Origin of the sequence: Stutzerimonas chloritidismutans (assembly GCF_051486945.1) — a bacterium.
GTDB lineage: Bacteria > Pseudomonadota > Gammaproteobacteria > Pseudomonadales > Pseudomonadaceae > Stutzerimonas > Stutzerimonas chloritidismutans_B.
On sequence record NZ_JAHVDX010000002.1, the window covers coordinates 928,994 to 954,345 of the forward strand.

Sequence of the window (25,352 nt, forward strand, 5' to 3'; positions counted from 1 at the left end):
TTACTGCGGACGGGCCAACTCGTTGCGCATGTCTTCCAGGATGGTTTCGACCAACAGGCCGTTCTGCACCTGGCGCCCAGACACCATGCGAATGGCTTCGGTGCCATTGATCGGGTACCCCACTCGTACGACCAGATAGCCGTCATCCTGCGGCTCGACGCGGGTGTTGTATTCAGACGGGAAATTGTCCGCAAGGTAACGAGACAGGGTTTTCATGGGGGCCTCTTGCACGGGGTCTGACAAAAAGACCTTGCGACGCGCTGGGAGATTCCCGACCACTCATCGGATGACTGGTGGCTGCCACCAAATTGTCATCCTGACCAACGGGTCACCCGCCCTCGTTCATGCCGTAGGCGAGCCAGGCAAGCACGCCGATTGCGGCGAAGGCGGTCAGCGAGATCAGCAGCGCGTTCAACAACAGGCCCATGGTGTGCTCCTCGTTTCGCTCACTTGATGTACGCCCCGAATATATGTAGCTTCGCGCGACACGTCGAGCGACCGGATAGTCGCATGTAAAGTTTTCCACCAGATGGGGCCTCGCATGAAACGCAAGCAATCGATCAGCCAGATTCGTTGGGACCTGGCGCTGCGCTACCGCCTGATCGAAACGATTGCCTGGTGGGAAGGCCGCCTGACCACGGGGCACCTGATGCAGAGCTTCGGCATCAGCCGTCAGCAGGCCTCTAAGGACATCAACACCTACCTGGCCGACCATGCGCCGAAAAACCTTACATATGACCGTCACCTGAAGGGCTACAAGCCTACCAAGGCCTTCGAGCCGCTCTTTATCGACGGCAGCGCCAGCGCCTATTTGCACCTGCTCGACCAGAACCGCGACCGCGCCCCGCACATCGAGGGTCTGGCGCTGGCGTACGCCCACACTGAAGTCTTGCGTGTCCCCGACCGGAGCATCCGCCCCGAAGTTCTGCGGCCGATCCTCAAGGCCTGCCGCGAAGGGCTGCGGCTGGAAGCCGAGTACGTCTCGCTCGCCCATCCGGAAGTAGAGATTCGTGTCATGGCGCCGCATACGCTTGTTTTCACCGGAATGCGCTGGCACCTGCGGGCTTACTGCGAGAAGAATCGCGGATACCGCGACTTCGTTCTGAGTCGCTTCCGCGGCGAACCGGACCTGATGGATGAAAGCGAAAACCGGGTCGAGCAGGACGAGGCCTGGAACACGCCGGTGGAAGTGGTGATCGAGCCGGATGTCCGCTTGAGCGCCGAGCAGAAGGCGATCATCGAAACCGATTACGGGATGCAGGATGGCGAGCTGCGCATCGCCACGCGTGGCGCGCTGGTGCAATACGTGTTGCAGCGGTATCAGATCGATCCAAATACGGTATTGGCAAATGCGGCGGCACAGCAGATTCAGGTGAGAAATCTGCAGGGACTGAAGGCATGGTTGTACGCATGAGGGTGAGGCGTAACGTGGCCAGTTGTAGGAGCGAGCTTGCTCGCGATCAGATACTGGCACAGACCTGCACATGCGACGCCGCGCCGTTCTCAGCCCGACCTGCATGCTGCGCCTTGCACAGCGCGTCACTTTTTCTTGTGTGCGGAGCGCCGCCCGGACCAAGCAAAGGTAACCAAAAAGAAGGCCACCCCTGCATCCGGACTGGGCGTCCCCGGCTTGCTTCGCAAAACCCTTCGCAACTGAGGACTCGGCGCCCCAATCTCGCCAACCTACGTCCGCCTTGCCAAAGAACCACGTGGGCGCTGCGCCCCATAAGCTTCTATCTGGTCGCGCCTAACCGCGACTCCAATCAAAAAAGACCCCTCGTATGCGCCTGATCCACACCTCCGACTGGCATCTCGGCCAGACCCTCCACGGCCAGGACCGCGACTACGAACACACCCAGTTCCTCGCCTGGCTGCTCGACCAACTCGTCCAGCATCAGCCCGACGCCCTGCTCATCGCCGGCGATATCTTCGACACCGTCAACCCGCCGCTCAAAGCGCAGGAACGCCTGTACGACTTCATAGTTTGCGCCCACGAAGCGCTGCCGCAGCTGGACATCGTGATGATCGCCGGCAACCACGATTCTGGGGGACGCATCGAACTGCCTGGGCCGCTGATGAAGCGGCTCAACGCCCACGCGATCGGCCGCATCAGCTGGATCGCCGAAAACCAGCTCGACCATGACCGCCTGCTGGTTCCACTGCACAACGCCGAGGGAAAGATCGCTGGCTGGTGCCTCACCCTGCCCTTCCTGCGGCCCGCGGAAGTGACCGGAGGCGACGCGGGCGAGGATTACATGCTTGGCATCCGCCACGTTCACCAGCACCTGATCGCCGCCGCCGAAGCCAGGCGCCAGCCGGGGCAGGCGCTAATCGCCATGAGCCACGCCCACATGGCCGGCGGTGCGGTGTCGGAAGATTCCGAGCGCAACATCGTCATCGGCAATGCCGAGGCACTGCCGGCCAGCCTGTTTCCCGAGCCCATCGCCTACGTTGCCCTCGGCCACCTGCACAAGCCGCAGAAAGTTGCCGGGCAGGAACGCATCCGCTACAGCGGCTCGCCGCTGCCGCTCTCGTTCGGCGAGATCAACTACCCGCATCAGGTGTTGCTGGTGAGCTTCGAGGGCGACCGGCTCGACACCGTCCAAGCGCTGCCCGTGCCCCGCGCCGTGGAGATGATCCGCATCGGCCGCGCGCCGCTGCCGGAGGTGATCGGCGAGCTCGAAGCGCTGCCGCCGGTGGGCCTGTTCGCCGAACACCTGCCCTGGCTGGAAGTGCGCGTGCAGCTCGACGAACCCTTGCCGGACCTGCGCCAGCGCATCGAGGCCGCCATCACCGGCAAGGCCTGCCGGCTGGTGCGCATCGCCAGCGAATACCGGGGCGCACGAGGCGAGGCCGACTCCGAGGTGCTACTCGGCCTCGATCAGATCACCCCGCAGGAGCTCTTTGCCCGCGCCTGGGAAGAGCAGTTCGGCAACCCGCCCGACGAACAGGCGCTGGATGACTTCGCCAGCCTGCTGCGTGGTGTCGAATTCGCCGGCGAAGGAGACGCCGCATGAAAATCCTCGCCATCCGCCTGAAAAACCTCGCCTCGCTCGCCGGGGAACAGGTCATCGACTTCACCGCCGAACCCTTGGCCAGCGCAGGCCTGTTCGCCATCACCGGGCCGACCGGAGCCGGCAAGAGCACGCTTCTCGACGCCCTGTGCCTGGCGCTGTTCGGCAGCACGCCTCGTCTCGACGGCGCATCGCTGCTGAGCAAGGTGCCGGACGGCAAGGATGAGATCGGCAGCGGCGACGAGCGCAACCTGCTGCGCCGCGGCTGCGCCAGCGGCTATGCCGAGGTGGACTTCGTCGGGGTCGACGGCCACCGCTACCGCGCACGCTGGGAAGTCAGGCGCGCCAAGGAGAAGATTGACGGCAAACTCCAGGCCAGCAGCCAGAGCCTGCTCGACCTGGACCGCGACCAGCTGCTAGCCAGCGGTAAGAAGCGTGAGTTCAAAGAGTTGCTAGAGGCCCGCCTGGGCCTCACCTTGCCGCAATTCACCCGCGCCGTGCTGCTGGCGCAAAGCGAGTTTTCCGCCTTCCTCAAGGCCGACGACAACGACCGCGGCACCCTGCTGGAAAAGCTCACCGACACCGGCCTTTACAGCCGCCTGGGGCAGGCCGCCTTTGACGCGGCCAAGCGCGCCCGTGAGACCCTGGCGGGCTTGCAGCAGCAGGCTGGCGGCCTGGAGCCGCTAGATGCCGAAGCACGCACGGCGCTGGAGGCAGAGCACCAGCAGCAGCAGGCCGAGCTCAAAACCCTGCAGCACCGGCTCGACACGCTCAAAGGGCAGCGCCAATGGCTGCACGACCTGACACGTCTGCAATCCGAACGCGACAGCGCCCGGGAGCACCTCGCCGCCACCGAACAGGAACGGGAAGGCCTGGCCGATGCCCGCCGCATCCTTGCGCTATTCGAGCAGCTGGCGCCGGAGCGCCATCGTTTCGTTCGTGCCCGCGAGCTGCCGCCGTTGCTGGAGAAGGTCGAGCAGACCCTCGCCCGCCACCAGCGCGAGCACAGTGCCGTCGAACAACGGCTCACCGCCCTGACGCAGCAATGCCGGGATGCCACGGCGGCATTGCGGGCTGCCGAGCAGGCGCTGAAGGCCGCCGAGCCCGCGCTGATCAACGCACGCCGTGAGGAAGAACGCCTTGTGCATCTAGGCAACGACCTGCGCGAGGCCCGCGACCAAGCTGACCAGGCCGACACCGCGCACAAGGCCGGCGAGAGGCAATTGGCCCAACTGCAAGAACGCCAGGCCGAGACCGCAGCCCAGCTGACCGCCCTCGCCGAACCGCTCGCTGCAAGCGCCGGGTTGCAACCGCTCTGCGCGGCCTGGAGCGGCTACCGCCCACGGCTGCAGCAAGCCGTACAGATCGCCGCTCGCCTGCAGCAGGGCCGGCAAGAATTGCCCGCACTGGAAACCACCGCCCGCGACGCCGAAACGGCTCAGACCGAGGCGCGCCAAGCGCTGGATGCCTTGCAGTCGCAGATCGGTGGCGAAGCCGGCGTTGGCGAGCAACTGGCTCAGTTGACCGCCCACCTCGACGCCGCACGCCAAACCGAGCGGGCGCTCGACGATCTGCACACGCTCTGGTCGCGCCAGCAGCACTTGGACGCCCGTCTGCACAGCCTGCAGGCAGAGCACGCTCGCGACCAGGCTGCCCTCGTCTCCCTGACCGAAGCCGGCAAACTCGCCCGCGCCGAACGCGACGATGCCGAAAAGGCGCTCAAGATCGTACAAGACCTGCTCGATCGCCAACGCCTGGCCCGCAGCGCTACTGTCGAAGCCCTGCGCGCCGCGCTGATCCCGGGGGAACCCTGCAACGTCTGCGGCAGCACCGAACATCCTTGGCATCAGGGCGAAACGCTGCTCGCCGCACTGGGCGGCCATGACGAGCAGGAGCTGGTGCAGGCGCAGCAACGGCTCAAGGCCCAGGATGAAAAGCTCCAAACCCTGCGCGACCAGCACATTACGCTTACCACTCACCTGAAGCAGAACGCTCAGCAGCGCGCAGCACTCGACGATGAATTGGCCGCGCTCGCGCCCCGCCTGGCTGCGCTGCCAGCCCATGCTGAACTCGTCGAACAAGCCGAAGCCGCACGCGGCGCCTGGCTCGATACCCGCGTGACGGCACTCAAGGCCCAACTCGCGCAGGACGGGGCGCGCCAACGCGAGCTGCTCAGCCTGCAGCAACGCGCCGAAACGCTGAACGGCGCCTGGCAGCGTGCCCGAGAGGTATGCGCCCACGCCACGCAGGCACTGGCCGCGCAACGCGACGCCATGGCTCGCGATGACGCGCGGTTGGACGAAGAACTCGCAGCGTTTGCCGACCTGATCCCTGCCGCGCTGCTGACCGGTTGGCGGGCCCGGCCCGCCGAAACCTTCATGGCGCTGGATGCGCAAGTCGAGGCCCGGCGCCAGCAGGTCGACCAGCACGCCGCACTCCTCGAGGAGCAGCAGCAGGGACAGGCTTCGCTGGAGCGTGAGCAACTGCAGCAACGGCATCGCCACGATCAGCACCAAGCCTGCACGACCCGCCTCGCCGAACTCCAAACACGCGAGCAGGCCTGCCGCGAGGCTCTGCGTGCCAGCCTTGGCGAGCAGCCCAGCGCCGGCGCCTGGCAACAGCAGCTCGATGGGGCCATCCAGGCCGCACGGCAACGCCAGGCTGAGGTCGACCGGCAGCTGAACGAAGCCAAGGTCGAACTGACCCGCCTCGCTGGCGAGCAACAGCATTGCAGCGCGCGCCGCGACGAACTGCTGGCCGAACGCAACGCGCTGACGGAAGAGCTGGCCAACTGGCGCGCCGCGCATCCTGACCTGGACGATACGACGCTCGAGCAGCTGCTGCAGCTGGACGACGCCCTGCTGGCCGAAGCACGCGAACGCTTGCGCGCCAACACCGATCAGCTTGCCCGTTGTCGCGAACGCCTGGAGGGTTGCGAGCAGCGGCTCGCCACGCACCAGGCGACCCAGCCCGAGGCACCCGATGCCGAGACGTTGGATGCGCAAATGGACGCGGCGCAAGCCGAGTGCGACAACGCTGAGCAACGCAGTACCGATACCCGCGCGAGGCTGCTCGATGATGATCGTCGCCGCAGCGCAAGCCAGGCGCTGCTTCGGCAGATCGCCGACGCCACGGCTGAAAGCCAGCGCTGGGGCCGCATCGCCGCACTGATCGGCTCAAGCGATGGCGGCGCCTTCCGCAAGATTGCCCAGGCCTACAACCTCGACCTGCTGGTGCAGCACGCCAACGTGCAGCTGCGCCAGCTGGCCCGGCGTTATCGCCTCAAGCGCGGCGGCAGCCCGCTGGGGCTCTTGGTCATGGACACGGAGATGGGTGACGAGCTGCGCTCAGTGCATTCGCTGTCTGGCGGCGAGACCTTCCTCGTCTCGCTGGCCCTGGCGCTAGGCCTGGCCTCGATGGCGTCGAGCAAGCTGAAGATCGAATCGCTGTTCATCGATGAAGGCTTCGGCAGTCTCGACCCCGAGTCGCTGCAAATCGCCATGGACGCCCTGGATTCGCTGCAGGCTCAGGGGCGCAAGGTCGCGGTGATTTCGCACGTCGCCGAAATGCACGAGCGCATCCCGGTACAAATCCAGGTGCAGCGCCAAGGCAACGGCCAGAGCGCATTGAAGATCGTGGGTGCGGGCGGGCTTTGAAGCTTGGCAGGCGCTACATGAATGACGAGATGGCGTGCTCAGGATGAGGTAGCTGGGCGAATCAATTCGCCCCCACGGAGCAGACGGCAATGCCTTAACGCCTGGTCATGCAGGGGCGTCGCGATGGATAGATAGTTGCCGTCAGTTCGTGGCGGCCTGGTAGCGCCGCTGCACGTCCGGCCAGTAGCTGGAGCAGACGGCAATGCCTCCACGTCTGGTCATGCAGGGGCGTCGCGATGGATAGGTACTTGCCGTCAGCTCATGGCGGCCTGATAGCGCCGTTGCACGTCCGGCCAGTAGCCGGGCGAATAAATTCGCCCCTACGGAGCAGACGGCAATGCCTCCACGTCTGGTCATGCAGGGGCGTCGCGATGGATGGGTACTTGCTGTCAGCCCATGGCGGCCTGATAGCGCCGTTGCACCTCGGGCCAGTTGATGACTTGGTAGAAGGCATTGATGTATTCGGGGCGGCGGTTCTGGTAACGCAGGTAGTAGGCGTGCTCCCAGACGTCCAACCCGAGAATCGGCGTGTTGCCGTTCATCAGCGGGCTGTCCTGGTTGCCGGTGTGCTCGACCACCAGTTTCTTTTCCGGCGTAACGCTGAGCCAGGCCCAGCCGCTGCCGAAGCGCGACACCGCGGCCTTGGTGAACGCCTCCTTGAATTGATCGAACCCGCCGAGTTGCGCGTCGATCGCCTGGGCCAATTCGCCGTCCGGCGTACCGCCGGCGTTGACTGCCATGACCGTCCAGAACAGCGAATGGTTGGCGTGGCCGCCGCCCTGGTTGATGACGGCCGCCTGTTTTTCAGCTGGCAACTGCCCAACCATCGTCAGCAGGCGCTCGACCGGTATCTCGGCCCACTCGGTGCCTTCCAGTGCCGCATTGAGGTTGTTGATATAGGTCTGGTGATGCTTGGTGTAGTGGATCTCCATCGTCTGGGCGTCGATGTGCGGCTCTAGCGCGTCGTAGGCGTAGGGCAAGGGGGGTAGCGTATGGGGCATGTCAGTGAACTCCGTGATAGGGGCCTTCATGCAGCAGGGCCTGCTGCAAACGGGCCGCCGGGGGGTGGGCACTGCGCTTGAGCAGGCGACGGATGCGCGCCGTCTCTCCATGCGCCGTGGTGAAGTGCAGCAGCTCGACATGGCTGTGCCGGCTGTGGCGCAGGCAGGCCTGCCTCAGTTCGGCCTTCAGGCGCGGGTCGGCCAGGCAGCGCAGCAGGTGTTCATGGATGGCGCACAGGTATTCGGCGCTTTCTTCGGGCTGCCGTAGCCGCAGATGCACGTCGGCCAGGTTGTGGTGGGAAATGACGTAGGCGGCGACCGCTTCGTCGGCGTCACGCCAGCGTTCGAACAGCACCTGGCTTAGCGCCAGGGCTTGCAGGTAGTGCTCTCGCGCATCGATGTACTCGCCCTGGTCAAAGTACCGGTTGGCCAGCTCGATGGTCCGCTTCCAGTGTTCCACGGGTTGCCTCCCTCGAAGCGCGAGGCTTCGGCAGGATGGAAGGTGCACGGCTCACGGCGCGAGCGCTAGCGTCGCTCCGTTAATGAGTTTAATTATCATTTGAGCGATACGAAGACAAGCATGCCTGGCGTTGCGGCGACGAACGCGCAATCAGGCGAAACGGGCAACGGAGACGGCTGCCGGACGAGCAATCGCGGGGCACGCACGATAAAAGCGAACCTGCCAGACATCGCTTGTGGCCATGTCGTCGAGGTTCACACAGGGAGGAGAGTTGCCAGCGCACCGCTTGTGACCGCGCGCCTGCTCGCCGAGCGGATCGCCGCGAGCCGCAGCAGGATACGAACCCAATCTTTCATCCAGCTGTCGACTGACCAGCTACCGTGAGCGACGACATGAACCCACCTAGCCCCCTCGACCTTCAGCTTCAGGCCATGCACCAGCAGGGCTTCGTGCTGCTGCGCGGCGTTATCCCGCCGGCACAGGTTCAGGCGGTGCGCTCGGCCATCGACCGGCTCGAACCCATTCACTGGGATTATCAGGGGATGGTCGATGACCACTACAAATGCGTATTCAATCGGGACCCGTTCTGGCTGCTGCTTCTGGACCTGCCGGCCGTGATCGACCTGGTCGAAGCCTGTCTCGGTGAAGACTGCCACGTCATCGGCCAGACGGCCTGGCGCAGCCACCCCGGCTTCGTCGGCGGCGAACTCCATGCGGACTACCTGGCCTTGGAGCTGCCCGAGCGGTTGCTGGCCGACCCGGCGTTCGAACTGCCAATGCAGGTCTGCACCGCTCACCTCTACCTGGACGACATCGATGCCGACCTCTGCCCTACCCTGCTGATCCCTGGCAGCCACCGCGCCGGGCGCAAGCCGCGGCCTGGCGAAATCCGGTGGCAGGGCCGCGAGCCGGAACCGGTGCTGTGCAATGCCGGCGACCTGCTGCTGTTTCGCAGCGACCTCTGGCACGCCGGCAGTCGCAACCGCACCGCCGACCGCAGCCGCTACCTGTTGCAGGTGCATTACGGGCGACGCATGGTGGCGCAGAAGTTTTCACCTTATCTCCGCTGGCAGTTCAACCCGGCCGTGATCGCGGCCGCCACGCCGCGCCAGCGTCGATTGCTCGGTGACCACGAGGCCGCCGAGTACGACTGAGCGCAGCCTGGCATAGCCTCTGCATTGCACATGGCCGAGCGCCGCCACCCGCGGCACGCCCCCCAATAAAGAGGACCCGCCATGATTACGTGCCGCAGCCAAGTCACCGAGATGATCCTGTCCGCCAAGGTGTGCAAAGGCCTGAAATGGAGCCAGGTGGCCGAAACCATCGGCCTGTCGAAGGAATGGACCACCGCCGGCTGCCTGGGCCAGATGGCCTTCGACAAAGTCCAAGCGGAAAGCCTGGGCACGCTGTTCGAACTGTCGGACGAGGCCATCGCCTGGCTGCAGATCGTGCCCTATAAAGGGTCGCTGCCGACCGCCGTGCCCACCGATCCGCTGATCTACCGCTGGTACGAACTGGTCAACGTCTACGGCAGCACCATCAAGGAGCTGATCCACGAGGAGTTCGGCGACGGCATCATGAGCGCCATCGATTTCTCGATGGACATCCAGCGCGAAGCGGACCCCAAGGGCGACCGCGTCAAGGTGGTGATGTCGGGCAAGTTCCTGCCGTACAAGAGCTACTGATCAGCGGGTGCGGATTTCGCCACGCGCCAACGTCTCGACCCGATTGCCCAGCGGGTCGCTGGCCTCGAGATCCGCGCCGCGTTCGCGTAGCGCCTCGAGCAGGGCGTCGCGCTGGAAGAGTGCCGCGTACATGGCCGGGGTCTGGCCGGCGTTGTTGCGCGCGTCGGGGTCGCACTCGGTGGCCAGTAGACGCTTGGCGATGCGCAGCTCACCCTTGAAGATGGCGCCCATCAGCGCCGTGTTGCCACGTTTGTCCTTGGCGCAGGCGTCGGCACCGGCGGCGAGCAGACGCTCCACGGTGTCCGCGTTGCCGTTGTACGCCGCCAGGATCAACGCGGTGTATCCCTTGTCGTCAGCGGTGTTCAGGTCGTAACCGGCCTGGATGAATTCGTCGAGTATTTCGTTATCGCCATAGCGCGCAGCGTTGAAGAAGTAGTCACGCAGCTGGCTCTGGACCTGCTCGGTGTCGCTGGCAACGCCCGCGAGCTCCGCTTCGGCGTAGACCGGCCCGCCGCCGAGCAGCAAGGCAACCAGTAGGAAAAGGCGCTTCATGTTCTGCTCCTGAAAATAAGGTGACCCGAGCGGCGCCCGGGTCGATGGGCCGCCGTGCGTGGCAGCGGCCCGGTGCTTCGTCAATCCTGCAGCTTGGCCGCCAGTGCCTTGACCCGGTCAAGGTCGGACTTGGCCACCTTGGTCAGCCCTGCACCGTACTCGGCGTCGGCCTTGTAGAAGAACGACAGCAGGTGGTAGCGCGCTTCCTCGTCCGCCTTCGCCAGCTCGCCGCCCAGGGTGTTGATCAGGTCGGTCTGCTCCTTCTTGCTGAACGAGCGATACAGATCGCCGGCCTGCTTGAAGTTCTGCTGACGCTGGATCGGCGCCTGTTGGGTGGTCCCGCTCAGCGGTAGCTTGGAGTAGACGGCGCGTGGCGTTTCCTCACGGTTCTCGCGGCGGCTCGGCTGGTAGTTGACGCTGGTGGTGGTGTGGCCGGCGTTCAGCTGGCCGTCCTGGTTGCCGTTGTTGACCGGCACCTTCGGGCGGTTGATCGGCAGGCTCATGCCATTGGCACCGACGCGATACATCTGGGTGTCGGCGTACGAGAACAGACGGCCCTGCAGCAGGCGGTCCTCGGACGGCTCGATACCCGGCACCAGGTTGGCCGGCGCCATGGCGACCTGCTCGGTTTCTTGGAAGATGTTGTCCGGGTTCTTGTTCAGCACCATCTGGCCGATCTTGCGCTCCGGCACGTCAGGCCAGATCTTGGTGGCATCCAGCGGATCGAAGTCGAACTTGGCCAAGTCTTCCGGCTTGAGCACCTGGATGTACAGGTCCCACTTCGGATAGTCGCCCTTGTCGATCGCCGTGATGAGGTCGCGGCTCAGGTGGCTGTAATCCTTGCCCTGCATCTCCTGGTTTTCCTTCGGATCCAGGTTCTTCAGGCCTTGCAGCGACTTCCAGTGGAACTTGACGTAATGCACCTCGCCTTCGTCATTGATCAGCTTGTAGGCGTGTACGCCATTGCCGTCCATCATCCGATAGCTGGCCGGGGTGCCCTGGTTGGAGTACAGCAGAGTCAGGGTGCGTGTGGCTTCCGGATGGTGCGAGAGGAAGTCGAAGCGGCGGCTGTCGTCATCCAGGTTGGTGCGCGGGTCCGGCTTGAAGGAGTGGACCATGTCCGGAAACTTGATGGCGTCGCGGATGAAGAAGGTCGGGAAGTTGTTGCCGACCAGGTCCCAGTTGCCATCGGCGGTGTAGAACTTGGTGGCGAAGCCGCGCGGGTCGCGCAGGGTTTCCGGCGAGTGGAGGCCGTGCACCACGGTGGAGAAGCGCACGAAGACCGGGGTCTTGGTGCCCTTCTCGAAGACCTTGGCCAGGGACAGGTCGGAGATGTCCTCGGTGGCGGTGAATTCGCCGTGGGCACCGGTGCCACGCGCGTGCACGACGCGCTCGGGCACGCGCTCGCGACCGAAGCGTTGCAGTTTCTGCAGCAGTTGCACGTCCTGCAGCAGGGTCGGGCCGTTGGCGCCGGCGGTCTGGGAGTTCTGGTTGTTGCCGACCGGCGCGCCATTGTCACGGGTCAGCGGAGCGGCATGGGCCGACAAGGTCAGCAGGCTGGCGGAAAGCACGCCAAACAGCGTGCGGGCAGGCAGGGAGCCTGATAGGTAACGGGTCATCTACACGTCCTCTTCTCGTTTTTTTGATGCGTCCGGAGCGCGACGGGAAGACTAGAAGCACGGGCTGCGCCGCCCCAATTGAATAAGCGAAGCGGCGCCATAGACATATTCTGTTGCCCGAAGGCGGTAGATGGTTAAGCTCCATCGCCGCCTCACACGGCCGTGTGTCGCCTGGCGATCTTTGAACAGCGCTTCGCAAGCCGGGCGTCAGGCCCTGTCAGCGAGCCGCTGCACCGATCAGCTCGGCGCTGGCCTTGCGTTCTTGCGCCGTGCTCAGCCGAAGCTGGCTCAGGTAGGCAGCGAGCGCCTCGACTTCCGGTTCGGACAACTTGCTGGCGATGCTGATCATCACCGAACCGGCGCGGCTCGGGTCGTTGTTGCGAAAGCGCGTCAAGGCCTTGCGGATGTACTCGCGAGGTTGGCCGGCGAGCCTCGGCATGGTTTCCATACCTTGGGCGTGGTCGCCGTGGCAGCCGACGCAGGTACTTTTGAACAACGTGGCACCCTGCTGGGCCAAGCCCGGCTCGATGGTTTCCTCATGCGGCTGCACGGTCTGCTGACTGAAGTAAACCGCGATGTTGACGCGGTCTTCGAGGGTCAGGCTCTTGGCCAGGTTGGACATCACGTAGTCGATGCGCTCGCCCTTGGCGAACTTTTCGAACGAATGGAACAGGTAGACGGGGTTCTGTGAAGCCAAGTTGGGAATGTGCCCCCGTTTGCTATTGCCGTTTTCCCCATGGCAGTACCCACAAAACAGGGCGCGCTCTTTCCCGGCGGCATAGGCCGCCTCGCGGCGCCCGGCATCCTCCATCAGGTAATTGAACCGCGTCATAGCCTCATCGTCGGCATGAACGACCGAGGTCAGGCAGCAGAACAAGGCGAACACAGCGACATGCATGGGCATTTCCGGATGATCCTGATGACGGGCACAGGCGCGAATATAGGGAGAAAATTCCCGCCGATACTGGCCTAGGTCAATGAATACCCAGACGACACCGCCGACACACGCAAGCTTTGAAACATCTGCGCGCTAATGCCGCATTGACCAGGCAATGAAAAACTGAAGGGAAATCTGAAATAGGCGAACACAACCGCCGCGTATTCGACTAAAGTAGCGGCCCTTTTTGCCAGCACGAGCCGCGCGCAACATGTTAGATGCCCATGCCGAACTGACCATGACCGTACTGATGACGCCGGACAAGGCCAATTTTTCCGGCAACGTTCATGGCGGCACGCTGCTCAAATACCTCGACGAAGTGGCCTACGCTTGCGCCAGCCGCTACGCCGGCCAGTACGTCGTCACCCTGTCGGTCGATCAGGTCAACTTCCGCCAGCCGATCCATGTCGGCGAACTGGTGACCTTCCTCGCCTCGGTCAACTACACCGGCAACACCTCGATGGAAATCGGCATCAAGGTAATCACCGAGGACATTCGTCAAAAGACTGTCCGCCACACCAATAGCTGTTTCTTCACCATGGTCGCCATGGGCGAGGATGGCCGGCCGGCCAATGTGCCGACCTTGCATCCGCAGACTCCCGACCAGAAGCGCCGCTTCGCCCAGGCGCAGCAACGCCGGCAGATCCGCCGCGAACTGGAAGAGCGCTACCGCGCCATCAAGGACGAGTACTGATCGCCCACTGCCCATCGACGCGGAGCCAAACACGGCCGGCTCCGCGCCCATCGCTAAAACCCTTTACAATCCGCGGCTTTTCCACGCCGAGGCTCTACCGTGACGCTCCCCGCCTGCCCTAACTGCAACTCCGAATACACCTACGAAGACGGCCTGATGCTGGTCTGCCCGGAATGCGCACACGAGTGGTCGGCTGATGCCGCCATGACGTCGGAGGACGCCGCCGCGGTCATCAAGGACTCGGTCGGTAACCCCCTGCAGGACGGCGACACCATCACCGTGATCAAGGACCTGAAGGTCAAGGGCACTTCGCTGGTGGTCAAGGTTGGCACCAAAGTCAAAAACATCCGCCTGGTGGACGGCGACCACGACATCGACTGCAAGATCGACGGTATCGGTGCGATGAAGCTCAAGTCCGAGTTCGTCAGAAAGGTATGACGCACAGAGCGCAGCTATAGGAGCCAGCGTGCTGGTGATCAACAGATCAGCGTGCCGATCCCCAGCACGCTGGCTTCTTCAATGACGGACTAGAAACGCGTTGCGAAGCGGCCGTCGTCGAGACAAACCGCGCCGCTGCACCTGACCTCTCAAGGCGTCAGATAGGAGGACCGGGTCAGCCCGAGACGCAACGCATCGATGTATTGCGTCCGCTCCTTGGCACTCAACCGCGCGCTGGAGACCTTGTCCCGGTAGTAGGTCATCAGCTCTTCGGGGGATAGGTGCACGTAGCGCAACATGTCCTCGATGGTGTCGTGCGTCTCGATGCCGGCGTGATAGAAGGTGCCGTCCTCGCGCTGGTAGACGTTCACCGAGTCGGTATCGCCGAATAGGTTGTGCATGTCGCCGAGGATTTCCTGGTAGGCACCGACCAGGAATACACCGAGGAAGTATTCCTCCCCCGCCTGGATCTCATGCACCGGCATACTGTTCTCGATGCTCTGCTCGTCGACGTAGTGCTTGATCTTGCCGTCGGAGTCGCAGGTTAGGTCCTGCAGCACAGCGCGACGCACCGGCTCCTCGGTCAGCCGCTGCAGCGGCACAATCGGGAGAATCTGGTCGATCGCCCAGGTGTCCGGCAGGCTCTGGAACACCGAGAAATTGCAGATGTATTTGTCGGCCAGCTTGTCGTTGAGCTCGTCCAAGACCGCACGGTGCGAACGCTGCCGGGCCTTGAGCTGGTTGTACAGCCGGCGGCAGATGGCGAAGTAGCTCTGCTCGGCCAATGCCTTCTGCGCCAAGCTGAGCTTGCCGGAGGCATATTGCGCGGCAGCCTCGCTCATGTAATGGGTCGCGCGCCAGTAGGTCTCGGTGACCATCTCTGGATCGGTCGGCCCGAGGAGGTCGGCCAGCGACTGGACGATGTCCGGCAGCTCCTCATAGTTCTCAATCTCGGGCGCCTGGTCGTTGTGACGCTCAAAGTCGGTCACCTGCATGACCAGCACTGCGTGGTGCGCCGTCATCGCCCGGCCGCTTTCGGAGAAGATGTGCGGGTGCGGCAGCTCCTGGCGGTCGCAGAACTCCTTGAGCATGCCGACCACCGTACCGGCGTACTCATCGATGTCGTAGTTGATAGAACTGGCGTTGCGCGAGTGCGTGCCGTCGTAGTCGACGCCCAGGCCGCCACCAACATCGATGTGGTCGACCGGCAGACCCAGTGCACGCAGCTCGGCGTAATACCGGATCGCCTCGCGGAAGCCGTCGCGGTAATCAGCCAAGTTCGCGATCTGCGAGCCCATGTGAAAATGCAGCAGGCGCACGCCCTGGTCGACGCCCGCGGCGCGGAAGCGCTCGATAACCGTAAGCAATTGGGCGGCCGAAAGACCGAACTTGGATTTCTCACCACCAGTGTCGGCCCATTTGCTCGACGCCAGCGACGACAACCGGACGCGCAAGCCGACCTGCGGGACGACCTTCAACTCGGCCGCCTCCTCGATCACCAGCCCCACCTCCGACATCTTCTCGATGACGATGAAGACGTTGTGACCGAGCTTCTGCCCCATCAGCGCCAGGCGAATGAATTCGCGGTCCTTGTAGCCGTTGCAGACGATGGTGCCGCCCTTGGGCGCCAGCGCCAGCACGGCCATCAGTTCCGGCTTGGAGCCGGCTTCCAGGCCAATGGCAACGTTCTGGGTAGCGATGATGTTTTCCACCACCGCTTCCTGCTGGTTGACCTTGATCGGGTACAGCGCGGTGTATTGGCTCTGGTATTCGAGCCGCTCGATGTTTGCGTCAAAGGCGCCGGTCAACCGGCGGACGCGGTCCTGCAGGATGTCCGGGAAGCGAACGAGCAACGGCAGGGTCAGGCCAGCGTCACGCAGTTGCTCGATCAGGCCGGTGAACTCGATGGCGTCACCGCTGGGCCCCTTCGGCCGCACCTCGACGTGCCCGTCATCGCTGATCGAAAAGTAGCCGGCACCCCAGTGGCGAATACCGTATACGCTGCGGCTGTCCGCTGCGGTCCACTGGCTGCCGTCGTCTTTACGTGTGCGTCGTACGGGCATCTAGGCCTCCTGATAAAAGGATGAATCCGTTGCGGGCGCAACGATAAGGCTATCCGGGTTGGACCGCCGGGATGGAAAGAAATAAGCGCAAGGGCTCGAGTTTGGTTGAAGCGGCTGTCAACCGCCCGATTTCTTGGCTTTGAGTCCGCGCTTGGTCAGCTCGTCGATGAGCAATTGAACATGGTCACCCTGAATTTCGATGACGCCCTCCTTTAGGGCACCACCCGTGCCGCAACGTCGCTTCAGCGCGCTGGCGAGCTCCTTGAGCTCGGCCTCAGCCAAGGGCACCCCGGTTATGGTCGTCACCGTCTTACCGCCTCGCCCTTTGCTCTCGCGGCGAACTCGGGCGACACCATCACCCTCTGGTACCGCAGCCTGCTTGCACACGCAGGCGCCCAGCGGCTGACCGCATTCAGGGCAGTGCCGCCCGGCGTCGGTGGAAAACACCAGCCCGCCAAGGCCGGAAAAGGAGTTGGTTTTCTTGACCACGGAAACCTCGAGCAAATCGCTGTCGCGCCAGATGCCACAAAGGGGGGCAATTTAACAGCAAACGCGCCCTGGACGTAGGGGCCCCGCCCTTCGGATCGCCAGCCATTGGAAGCGATCCGCCTTCCAGCATCAGTGATCGCCGCGCCGTCAGAGCCGACCGGCAGGCGCATAGGGGGTTGGATCGATGCGCGACGGCCGTCGCAGCATCAGGTCCGCCAGCAACTGACAGGACGCCGGCGCCAGGACGAGCCCGTTTCGGAAATGCCCGCAGTTGAGCCACAACCCCTCGTGACCCGGCACCGGGCCTATATAAGGCACCCCGTCCGGCGAGCCCGGGCGCAGACCAGCCCAATGCTTGACCACCTCGGCATCGGCCAACCCGGGCAGTAACTCGATGGCAGTTGACCAGAGGCTGGCCAATGCGTCCTCGGTCGGCGTCTTGTCGAAGCCAACATCCTCCAACGTACTGCCGACCAGAATATGACCGTCACGCCGCGGGATGGCGTAACGCCGCTTGGCCAGCACCATGCTCGGCAGAAAATCCTCGGCGCACTTGAACAGAATCATCTGCCCCTTCATCGGCTTGACCGGTAGCGACAGCCCAAGCGTCGCGAGCAGCGTGCCACTCCAGGCGCCAGCCGCCACTACGACCTGCTCGGCGCGCATATCACCGCGGGCCGTGCGTACGCCTACGATCCTGCGCTCCTCCTGCAGGAAGCCTTCGACCGGGCATTGCTCGATGAGCGACACGTTGGGCATACCCGCCAGTGCTGCGCGCAACGCCTGCAGCAACCTTGGGTTGCGTACGTTCGCCACGCCTTGCATGTAGATAGCGTTGGAGAAGCCTTCGCCCAGCGAGGGCACCCCAGCGCGCACCTCTTCCATCGCCGATCGCCGCAAGGGCCGCCCCTCCCGCTGGGCCCAGGCCAGTGCATCGTCCTCGTCATCCAGATCCAACCAGTAAAGGCCCGTCTCGTAGACTTGCGGATCGATCCTAGTCTGCTCGGCCAGCGCCGCGCCCAGCTGTGGATAGAAGTCCTGCGATGGATGCGCCAAAGCCGTCACCGCCGCGCTGTAGCGCCAGGGGTAAAGGGGCGAAACGATACCACCGCCCGCCCAGGAGGCTTCGCGTCCGGACTCGCCCGCCTCGATCACAGCCACCTCGTCACCCAAGCCCGCCAGCGTGTACGCCGACAGCAAACCGATGACGCCGCCTCCCACCACAATCGTCCGATGCTTCACTCCGCCTCCGGCTTCAGGTTCACATTTTTGGGCTTTGACTCTTGGACTGGCCGCCGCGCTGATCTAAAAAGCCCGCTTCGCCACGGGCTGGCGAAGCAAGGCGACACCGCCAGGAAGGCGCAATCATACGTGCAAAGGAACCGCACCATGCCGAATCAGGATCAAGGCTTCACGCTTGTCGAACTGCTCATCACCCTCACGGTATTGGCCGTTTTGTTGAGCATCGCAATCCCAACCTTCAACTCGTCCCTCGAATCGGTTCGCCAGCGCACGCTTGTCAACCAGCTACTAGCGGACCTCAACTTTGCAAGAAACAGGGCGATAACCACTCGACAGCCGGTCAGCATTTGCGCTGGAGCGGCCGGCTGCGATGACCAGGCGATGTGGAGTGGCCATGTGTTGATATTCGACGATGTGGATGGCAACGGCGCGATCGACGAGAGCGACTCCACGCTACGTACCACTGCGGTCACGGCGAGCCATAGCTGGAAATGGCGAAACTTTCGCCAGCAGCGATATATGACCTTCAAACCCGATGGCACGACGCACAGCCTCAACGGCACCTTCATTCTGTGCCGACAAAATACGCCGCTAAAGAAGATTGTGATCAACCTCACAGGCCGCGCGAGACTTGACGCACCCGAAGCTGACGACCTTTGCACCTAACATGCCGCACAGCCCCGGAAACCGACCGGACATCTGGGCAACGTGGGAAGCCGAACGGCAAAACGGGATGATTCGATGACCCTGAGACTGAGAAAAACCATGCATCACTCCCGAGCCTTTACGCTGATCGAGCTGATGATTACGCTGGCGATCCTCGCGATCTTGCTGGCGATCGCGGCGCCCTCGTTCCGAGACACCATTCAGAACAACCGAACCCAGACCATTGCCAACGACCTGACGACAGCGTTGCAGTTCGCTCGCTCCGAAGCGGTCAAGCGAGGTGTGAGAGTGGATATCTGCCGCCGCGCCGCGAACGCATGCGCAGATGCCGTCGATTGGGGCAACGGGTGGTTGGTGAAGGTAAACGGTGGCGACGTACTTCGCGTATGGGAAGCGGTAGGCGATCGGGATTCGGTCTCTGGGCCCAATGAAACCTTGACGTACCGCCCCAATGGTTTGCTGACCAAGACCACCGACTCCGCCTTCACCGTTGCCTTCGATAATTGCACTGGCAAGCCGCAGTACACCATCGCCCTCACCGCCACAGGACGAGTGACGAGCACAAAAGGAACGTGCCCATGAGAAGCCCCCTTCCTCCCTCTTCTCTCCAGCGAGGCGCGACGCTCATCGAAGTGCTCGTGGCCATGCTGATTCTCTCCGTCGGCCTGTTAGGCCTGGCCGGCATGCAGATGACAGCATTGAAAAGCAACCAGAGCGCTTACTACCGCTCCCAAGCCACGGTACTCGCCTACGACATCATCGACCGCATGCGCGCCAATCGCACCGAAGCGCTCAATGGCGTCTACGACATCGCGCTTCAGAACCAGACCTGTGATCCGGATATCGCCCCCAGCGGCACACTTGCCAAGAGAGACGTGGCCGAATGGCTGAACTCGCTCTCGTGCCTGCTTTCGGCGGACGCGCAAGGCAGTGTCGTCCGTAACGATAGAGTGTTCACGGTTTCCATCGAGTGGAATGACAACCGAGGGCGCATCGACGAAGCCGATGACGACGATCGCGAAACCTTTGTCTACCGGACGCAGCTATGAAACCAGTCTCCTTTTACCGGCAGGCGGGCCTTTCGCTCGTCGAGCTGATGGTCGCCATGTTGATCAGTCTGATCCTGCTAGGCGGCGTTCTGCAGGTATTCCTTTCCAGCAAGGACATGTATCGCACCAATACGGCGGTCGCCCGTGTTCAGGAAGCGGGGCGCTTTGCGACTGACTTCATGGCGTTCGATGTAAGGCAGGCGGGGTATAAGGGCGAGTGCTTAAGCGAGCCAGTCAACCATCTAAATCTTGCCGCTGCTTCAACTGATCTTAAAAATGCTTACAGCACGACTCCGGCAATCCAAGGTTGGGAGAACAGTAAACCGGTCTTTTTCGATGCCGCCGATACTGTACGCCCAGATACGGATACATTTATCGTGAAGTACGCTGGCGATGGCGCAGAGTTCGAACCAAACGGAAATAATAAAGCCGGAGATAAAAACATCGGCGTAAAAAGTGCAACAGGCGCCTATAGCGGCCAAGTAGTTATGGTTGCCAATTCGACTGGCTGCGATCTCTTTCAAAACTCGAACAACCAAAACGCTAACACTTTTCAAACAGCGGGAAATAACGTTACCCCTGGAAACGACGGTACTGGAATGAGCCAAGCGTACAGCAATAAATTCATGGCCCATGTCCTGCGCAGCCATACCTATTTCATCCGCGAGAATAACGACCGCCCTCCGTCTCTTTACCGCCGCGTACTGAGTCCAAACCCGACTGTAGAGGAGCTCGTCGAGGGCATCATCGAGATGCAAGTCACCTACGGCCTGGACAAGGACGGCGATCGGCTGGCGGATGAGTATGTAAAGGCTGGTACGAACAATCTTGTCTCCACCGGAGAGGGCGATTGGGACAAGGTCGTTTCGGCACGTATATCTGTCATCGCGATAAGTCCGGAAACCAATGTACTTGAGGAACCGCAGAAATTCGTCTTTCCAGCCATCGTCGGCATCGACCGGGATGACGAATTCGCTCTCTATGAGGACGACGGCACCGTCACCATCAAGGACAACCGCGTCGCTCAGGTCTACACAGCCACCGTCGCCATCCGGAATCGCTTGCCATGAAAAAAGGAACTTTCGGCCCATCCAAACAAGAAGGCGCAGTACTGCTCGTCGCTCTGATCATGCTTCTGCTCCTTACCATTCTTGGTGCTGCGGCTATGCGTGACACCAACCTGCAGGAACGGATGGCGGGAAACATGCGCGATCATGCACTCGCATTCCAGGCGGCGGAGGCGGCCCTTCGCTTCGCCGAACAAGAGGTCAAGACAGACTACTCAGATCTGATCAACGACACGCTCTATCCGGTCAACGATGAATCTCCAGACGTCGTGACCTTTTCTGGCTTTAACGGAAACGTATACGAAGCCCCGAAGTATACCGTTACACGCCTGCCCCATCCGGGACAGCTCGATATGCAGAACATGGTCAATCCCATGACAGCTGGCGGCGACTCGCTCGCCGCCGGCGAGTCGCTGATTCTCGACTTCGTTCTGGTACGCATCGAAGCAACCGGCACCGGCGCCAGCCCGGACTCGAAGGTAACCCTTCGTTCCCTGTATTTCGTAGAGGAGTGACATGATGCCGCTCAACCATCGCCGCATGCCCTGGAACGGCCTTGCCGCTACGTGGCGCCCGTTGCTTCTGGCCGGAACTGCACTGTCTTGGACATTATGCGCCAGCCAGGCTGTTGCCGACGTATCGCAAACTCCGCTGCTTCTCGGCGGCGGAAATGTTCCGGGCAATCTTGCACTTGTCCCATCCGTAGAGCACCCGACAGTCATCAGCGTAGCCAACTTAGGCGATTATAGTAATACCACCACTTACACTGGCTACTTTGATTCCGGGAAGTGCTATAAATTTATATCAGAAGCGTTCACCCATCCTTATTTTGGATCAGTTACAACCGCATCAGGGGGCGGGTACTTCACCCCAATGACGGAGATGAATACTGCTAGAGATTGCTCTGGAAACAGCGAAGCAAAATGGAGCGGAAACTACCTAAACTGGGCGACAACTCAGACTATCGACCCGTTTCGAAAGGCCCTTACTGGCGGATACCGCGTTGTGGACACTGACTCCATGACGATACTTGAAAAGGCCACTCGCGGAGGCAGCAGTAGCTACTTTCCCAACCGTACAATCAACGGAACAAACGCAAACAAAACAACGCCTTTTGGGAGTATTTCACTCACCAGCTCAGTTACAAGCGGCACTGACTTTCAGAAAAACAAAACCGTTCGTTTCACGTACACGAAAAACAACGCCACAGTCACTCAATACTTTACTGTCAGGATTGAAGTTTGCAAAGCTGGCTTGTTAGAAAGTAACTGTACGAAATACCGAGACAACCTATGGAAACCTGAAGGCCTGATCCAGCAGTACTCCAAGGACATTCGTTACAGCGTTTTTAGCTACGTTAACGAAGATGGCAATGGGCGTAACGGCGGGGTAATGCGCGCGCCACAAGACTACGTGGGACAGACTAAACGTGTACCGGGCAACCCGAATGAACTAGAGAACAGCCTCAGCGAGTGGTCAGCCGATACGGGCATTCTCCATGTTAATCCGCGCAGCTCCAGTATCGGAAATAGCGGAGTCATCAACTACATAAACAAGTTTGGCGAGCTAACAAACAAGCACAAGTCTAGAGATCCGGTGAGCGAGCTTTACTATGCCGCGCTTCGTTACTTTCGTAATTTAGGCGATGTAGCCGGCTACTCAAACATAACCAATGAAGCACAGCGAGATAAATTCCCAGTCATTACGGATTGGACAGACCCGATTCAGTACGCTTGTCAAAAGAACGTTATCCTTGGTATTGGCGACGTGTACACGCACGCTGATCGTGATCTTCCCGTCGCCGGGGATAATCTTAACGTGAACCTTTGGACCCAGAAGGTCTTCGATCTTGAAGGTATCGTTAAGACTGCATCAAATGAATTTTCTGGTCGCGACAATTCCGCCTATATTGCTGGTTTGGCCTACTATGCTAACACCTCGGACTTACGCGAGGACAAAGCAGGAGATCAGACCGTCTCCACTCATTGGGTAGACGTGCGGGAAAGCCAGACGCTCGAACCAAAGGCTTCCAATCAGTATTGGCTTGCCGCTAAATATGGTGGTTTTGACGTACCCGACGATTATAAATTCGGGGACGCACTTACAGACGAATCTTGGAATACCGGTGAGATACTCTCGAGCGGAGATTTTCGTCCTAGTAATTTTTATGTAGCAAGCGACGCCACCAAGATGGTTGAAAGCTTGAAAATCGCGTTTGCCAAAATCGCAAAAGAGGTTCGTAGCACCACGGCCGCTCTTTCGACTAATTCGACTAAGCTGGAAACCGATACTGTCGTATTTCAGTCGATGCTCGACAGCTCCAAGTGGAGTGGGGACCTGCTGGCCAAGGCAGTTTCGAGCAACGGCACCGTGAGCGAAACCCCTACTTGGAAGGCTGCACAGAAGCTCGATGCCCTGACCAACGCCCAAACGTCGGATCGCGTCATCCTGACATCCACACCGCCTACTGCTGACGCCACGACAGGCGCTCGGGTATCGAACACAGGCCGGACCTTTCTCTGGGGCCAGCTTGACACTGCACAACAGAACGCTCTTCGCGCCACCGCCAGCGGAACCTTGGTGACTGAACAACGTGGTCAGGAGCGACTCGCCTTCATTCGGGGTGACCGCAGCCAGGAGCGCACCGATGCTGCGCCCAACAACCCGTTCCGGCAGCGTGACAGCCGGCTGGGTGATATTGCCAACTCTGATCCGCAGTACATCTACAAACCGAACTTCGGTTATTCACAGCTACCCGAGAGCGCCGGATTCACGAGCACGATCAAAAGCGCATACACCACCTTCCGCTCGCAAAGCACCTATCAGAACCGTCCACCGCTTGTGGTTGTCGGGGCAAACGACGGCATGCTGCACGGCTTCGACGCGAGTCTCGGCACCACAGGCGGCAAAGAACTGTTCGCCTATGTCCCGAATGACCTGATTGACGAACTTCACGAACTGACGGACCCGACCTATGCGCACCGCTACTATGTGGACGGTACGCCCCGTATCGGTGACGCACTCGTCAGCGGCCATTGGAAAACGCTTGTGGTCGGCTCGTCCGGCGCGGGAGGTCGTAGCATCTTCGCATTGGATATTTCGAACGCAAACAACATGTCCGCTAGCAATGTTCTCTGGGAATTCACCCACGCGGAAATGGGCTACAGCCTCGGCCGTCCCAGCTTGGTTCCGCTCTACAACGGTAAGTTCGGCGTTATCGTAACCAGCGGTTATGATCGCCCGACTGACACCGCTGCTGGTTATGTATGGATACTGGATGCCTCGGACGGCAGCGTGATCAAACGTTTCGATTTGCCAGAAAGCGGCGACCTGGGCGCACCGCTGACGGTCGACCTGGATAACGACCGTGTAGCGGATCGCATCTACGTAGCCGACACGCTGGGCAAGGTATGGCGCCTGGACATCAACGGCACGACACCCAGTGGCTGGGATGCGCCGAGCGATCTGAAGTCAGGCGGAAATATCGCTCCGTTGTTCCTCGCTAAAGATTCCGCGGGCGCCGCGCAACCGATCACCGCCCCGCTGGATGCCGCCTACACGAAAGACCGCCAGTTAATGCTCGTATTTGGAACCGGCAGCTTCTACCAAACCACGGACAACGAGATTCCGACCTCCCCTCAAGTCCAGTCCTTCTACGGCATTATCGATAGCGGCGAGCAAATCGATGGACGCAGCAATTTGTTGGAGCAAGAGATTCTCAGAGAGGTAACCGGTACTGAACTCAATGGCCGAGCAGTCAGCGGGAGCACCATGACCGACAGCCATAAGGGCTGGTACCTGGATCTGTTGTGGAAAACCTCCAAAGGCGGACCGGGTGCCAAGGGCGAGCGGGTAATCTCCCAAGCTCAACTCGGCGGCAACCGCGTCACTTTCAGCACCCTGATTCCCTCAGCCAACCCATGTGATGCTGGGGGCACCAGCTGGATCATGAGTCTTGATCTGGCAACCGGTAGTCGCCTTGCCTATTCGTACTTCGATTACAACGGCGACGGCAATATCGATGAGAACGACTACATCGAGCTGGAAGACGGTACCAAGGTTCCGGTAAGCGGCGTTGCCGACCCGGATGAGGGTGCGGTCAAGGGCACCATCGGACTTAACGACCAGACAACCGGCAAACGCTACCTGTGTTATGCCAGCTCGGCATCTAGTACCGACGAGGATGGCGTAACCCCGGTATGCATCGAGGTCATGGGAGACAACAACGACTCCAATCGCCTGTCCTGGCATGAAGTGAGGGAAAACCTTTGAAGACGTTCTTATCGACTCGGCGGTCGAGCCGTGGTTTTACTCTGATTGAACTGATGATTGTAGTGGCCATCATCGGCATCATCGCCGCGATCGCATATCCCAGCTATCAAGAATACGTCCGCGCCGCTAAGCGCGCGGACGCCGAAACCGCCCTGATGGAACTGGCGCACTTCATGGAGCGCTACTACACCGCTAATGGGCGCTACGACGAAAGCAATGGAGATGAGCCCGACCTTCCCTTTACGCAAGCGCCCAAGGATGGCGGAACCAAGGCCTACGACATCAGCTTGGTCGCGGCCAGCACCTCAGCTACCGCCTATGTGCTGCAGGCCGTACCGACCGGAAGCATGGCGAATGACAAATGTGGCACCTTGACGCTGTCAAACACGGGTGCCAAGGGACAAAGTGCGTCGACCCTTGCCGAATGCTGGAAACGCTAACCTGAAAG

The 25,352-nt window shown here is 61.4% G+C and carries 23 protein-coding genes; 14 read left to right on the plus strand and 9 right to left on the minus strand.

Annotation, left to right across the window (positions count from 1 at the left end; all coding sequences use genetic code 11):
* Positions 1-216 (minus strand): hypothetical protein, encoded by a 216-nt coding sequence (locus KXR72_RS11415; RefSeq protein ID WP_437421222.1) that lies wholly within the window; start codon positions 214-216, stop codon positions 1-3.
* A gap of 325 nt (positions 217-541) precedes the next feature.
* On the opposite strand from KXR72_RS11415, the gene KXR72_RS11420 reads away from it, so the two are divergent.
* The 3 genes from KXR72_RS11420 (at position 542) to KXR72_RS11430 (ending at position 6,670) form a co-directional block, all read left to right on the plus strand.
* Positions 542-1,414, plus strand: a complete 873-nt coding sequence (locus tag KXR72_RS11420; RefSeq protein ID WP_437421223.1) for a helix-turn-helix transcriptional regulator — start codon at positions 542-544, stop codon at positions 1,412-1,414.
* A 367-nt stretch (positions 1,415-1,781) separates the two neighbouring features.
* Positions 1,782-3,017: an exonuclease SbcCD subunit D C-terminal domain-containing protein gene (locus KXR72_RS11425; RefSeq protein WP_437421224.1), complete on the plus strand. Its 1,236-nt coding sequence runs from the start codon at positions 1,782-1,784 to the stop codon at positions 3,015-3,017.
* Positions 3,014-6,670, plus strand: coding sequence for an AAA family ATPase (locus KXR72_RS11430; protein WP_437421225.1), 3,657 nt, complete (start codon positions 3,014-3,016; stop codon positions 6,668-6,670). Before KXR72_RS11425 ends, KXR72_RS11430 begins: the two co-directional genes overlap by 4 nt.
* 389 nt (positions 6,671-7,059) lie before the next feature.
* Here KXR72_RS11430 and KXR72_RS11435 read toward each other — a convergent pair whose 3' ends face one another.
* Both KXR72_RS11435 and KXR72_RS11440 read right to left on the minus strand, forming a co-directional pair.
* Positions 7,060-7,671 (minus strand): superoxide dismutase, encoded by a 612-nt coding sequence (locus tag KXR72_RS11435; protein ID WP_437421226.1) that lies wholly within the window; start codon positions 7,669-7,671, stop codon positions 7,060-7,062.
* A 1-nt stretch (position 7,672) separates the two neighbouring features.
* Entirely contained in the window at positions 7,673-8,131 is a 459-nt protein-coding gene (locus KXR72_RS11440; RefSeq protein WP_437421227.1) for a tetratricopeptide repeat protein, read from the minus strand.
* Between the two features lie 392 nt (positions 8,132-8,523).
* Between KXR72_RS11440 and KXR72_RS11445 the strand changes: the two genes are divergently transcribed.
* Entirely contained in the window at positions 8,524-9,285 is a 762-nt protein-coding gene (locus KXR72_RS11445) for a phytanoyl-CoA dioxygenase family protein (RefSeq protein ID WP_437421228.1), read from the plus strand.
* A gap of 81 nt (positions 9,286-9,366) precedes the next feature.
* The gene (cynS, locus tag KXR72_RS11450) at positions 9,367-9,816 is read left to right on the plus strand and encodes a cyanase (RefSeq protein ID WP_437421229.1); all 450 of its coding nucleotides are present in this window, start codon (positions 9,367-9,369) and stop codon (positions 9,814-9,816) included.
* Here cynS and KXR72_RS11455 read toward each other — a convergent pair whose 3' ends face one another.
* The 3 genes from KXR72_RS11455 to KXR72_RS11465 all read right to left on the minus strand — a co-directional run bounded on the left by KXR72_RS11455 (position 9,817) and on the right by KXR72_RS11465 (position 12,885).
* Entirely contained in the window at positions 9,817-10,368 is a 552-nt protein-coding gene (locus KXR72_RS11455; RefSeq protein WP_437421230.1) for an ankyrin repeat domain-containing protein, read from the minus strand.
* Between the two features lie 80 nt (positions 10,369-10,448).
* Complete coding sequence (locus tag KXR72_RS11460) at positions 10,449-11,987, minus strand: catalase (RefSeq protein ID WP_437421231.1); 1,539 nt, start codon at positions 11,985-11,987, stop codon at positions 10,449-10,451.
* A gap of 217 nt (positions 11,988-12,204) precedes the next feature.
* Positions 12,205-12,885: a c-type cytochrome gene (locus KXR72_RS11465; protein ID WP_437421339.1), complete on the minus strand. Its 681-nt coding sequence runs from the start codon at positions 12,883-12,885 to the stop codon at positions 12,205-12,207.
* Positions 12,886-13,135: 250 nt separating this feature from the next.
* On the opposite strand from KXR72_RS11465, the gene KXR72_RS11470 reads away from it, so the two are divergent.
* Together KXR72_RS11470 and KXR72_RS11475 are read left to right on the plus strand one after the other, a co-directional pair.
* Positions 13,136-13,618 (plus strand): acyl-CoA thioesterase, encoded by a 483-nt coding sequence (locus KXR72_RS11470; RefSeq protein WP_437421232.1) that lies wholly within the window; start codon positions 13,136-13,138, stop codon positions 13,616-13,618.
* A 99-nt stretch (positions 13,619-13,717) separates the two neighbouring features.
* Entirely contained in the window at positions 13,718-14,056 is a 339-nt protein-coding gene (locus tag KXR72_RS11475) for a zinc ribbon domain-containing protein YjdM (protein WP_437421233.1), read from the plus strand.
* 149 nt (positions 14,057-14,205) lie between these two features.
* Here KXR72_RS11475 and speA read toward each other — a convergent pair whose 3' ends face one another.
* The 3 genes from speA to thiO form a co-directional block, all read right to left on the minus strand.
* Positions 14,206-16,119 (minus strand): arginine decarboxylase, encoded by a 1,914-nt coding sequence (gene speA / locus KXR72_RS11480; RefSeq protein ID WP_437421234.1) that lies wholly within the window; start codon positions 16,117-16,119, stop codon positions 14,206-14,208.
* A 117-nt stretch (positions 16,120-16,236) separates the two neighbouring features.
* Positions 16,237-16,608 carry a translation initiation factor Sui1 gene (locus KXR72_RS11485; RefSeq protein ID WP_437421235.1) on the minus strand — a complete coding sequence of 124 codons (372 nt, stop codon included), beginning with the start codon at positions 16,606-16,608 and terminating at the stop codon, positions 16,237-16,239.
* 147 nt (positions 16,609-16,755) lie between these two features.
* Complete coding sequence (thiO, locus tag KXR72_RS11490; RefSeq protein WP_437421236.1) at positions 16,756-17,850, minus strand: glycine oxidase ThiO; 1,095 nt, start codon at positions 17,848-17,850, stop codon at positions 16,756-16,758.
* Here thiO and KXR72_RS11495 point away from each other — a divergent pair.
* From KXR72_RS11495 to KXR72_RS11525, 7 genes are all read left to right on the plus strand, one after another.
* Complete coding sequence (locus KXR72_RS11495) at positions 17,842-18,516, plus strand: GspH/FimT family pseudopilin (RefSeq protein ID WP_437421237.1); 675 nt, start codon at positions 17,842-17,844, stop codon at positions 18,514-18,516. The genes thiO and KXR72_RS11495 overlap by 9 nt on opposite strands.
* Positions 18,517-18,591: 75 nt before the next feature.
* Positions 18,592-19,098 (plus strand): GspH/FimT family pseudopilin, encoded by a 507-nt coding sequence (locus tag KXR72_RS11500; protein ID WP_437421238.1) that lies wholly within the window; start codon positions 18,592-18,594, stop codon positions 19,096-19,098.
* Positions 19,095-19,565, plus strand: coding sequence for a type IV pilus modification protein PilV (gene pilV, locus KXR72_RS11505; RefSeq protein WP_437421239.1), 471 nt, complete (start codon positions 19,095-19,097; stop codon positions 19,563-19,565). Before KXR72_RS11500 ends, pilV begins: the two co-directional genes overlap by 4 nt.
* Positions 19,562-20,635 carry a PilW family protein gene (locus KXR72_RS11510; RefSeq protein WP_437421240.1) on the plus strand — a complete coding sequence of 358 codons (1,074 nt, stop codon included), beginning with the start codon at positions 19,562-19,564 and terminating at the stop codon, positions 20,633-20,635. The genes pilV and KXR72_RS11510 overlap by 4 nt, the downstream gene beginning before the upstream one ends.
* Positions 20,632-21,147: a pilus assembly PilX family protein gene (locus KXR72_RS11515; protein ID WP_437421241.1), complete on the plus strand. Its 516-nt coding sequence runs from the start codon at positions 20,632-20,634 to the stop codon at positions 21,145-21,147. Before KXR72_RS11510 ends, KXR72_RS11515 begins: the two co-directional genes overlap by 4 nt.
* Before the next feature lies 1 nt (position 21,148).
* Positions 21,149-24,904, plus strand: coding sequence for a pilus assembly protein (locus tag KXR72_RS11520; protein WP_437421242.1), 3,756 nt, complete (start codon positions 21,149-21,151; stop codon positions 24,902-24,904).
* Positions 24,901-25,344 (plus strand): type IV pilin protein, encoded by a 444-nt coding sequence (locus KXR72_RS11525; RefSeq protein ID WP_437421243.1) that lies wholly within the window; start codon positions 24,901-24,903, stop codon positions 25,342-25,344. The genes KXR72_RS11520 and KXR72_RS11525 overlap by 4 nt, the downstream gene beginning before the upstream one ends.
* Positions 25,345-25,352: the final 8 nt, after the last annotated feature.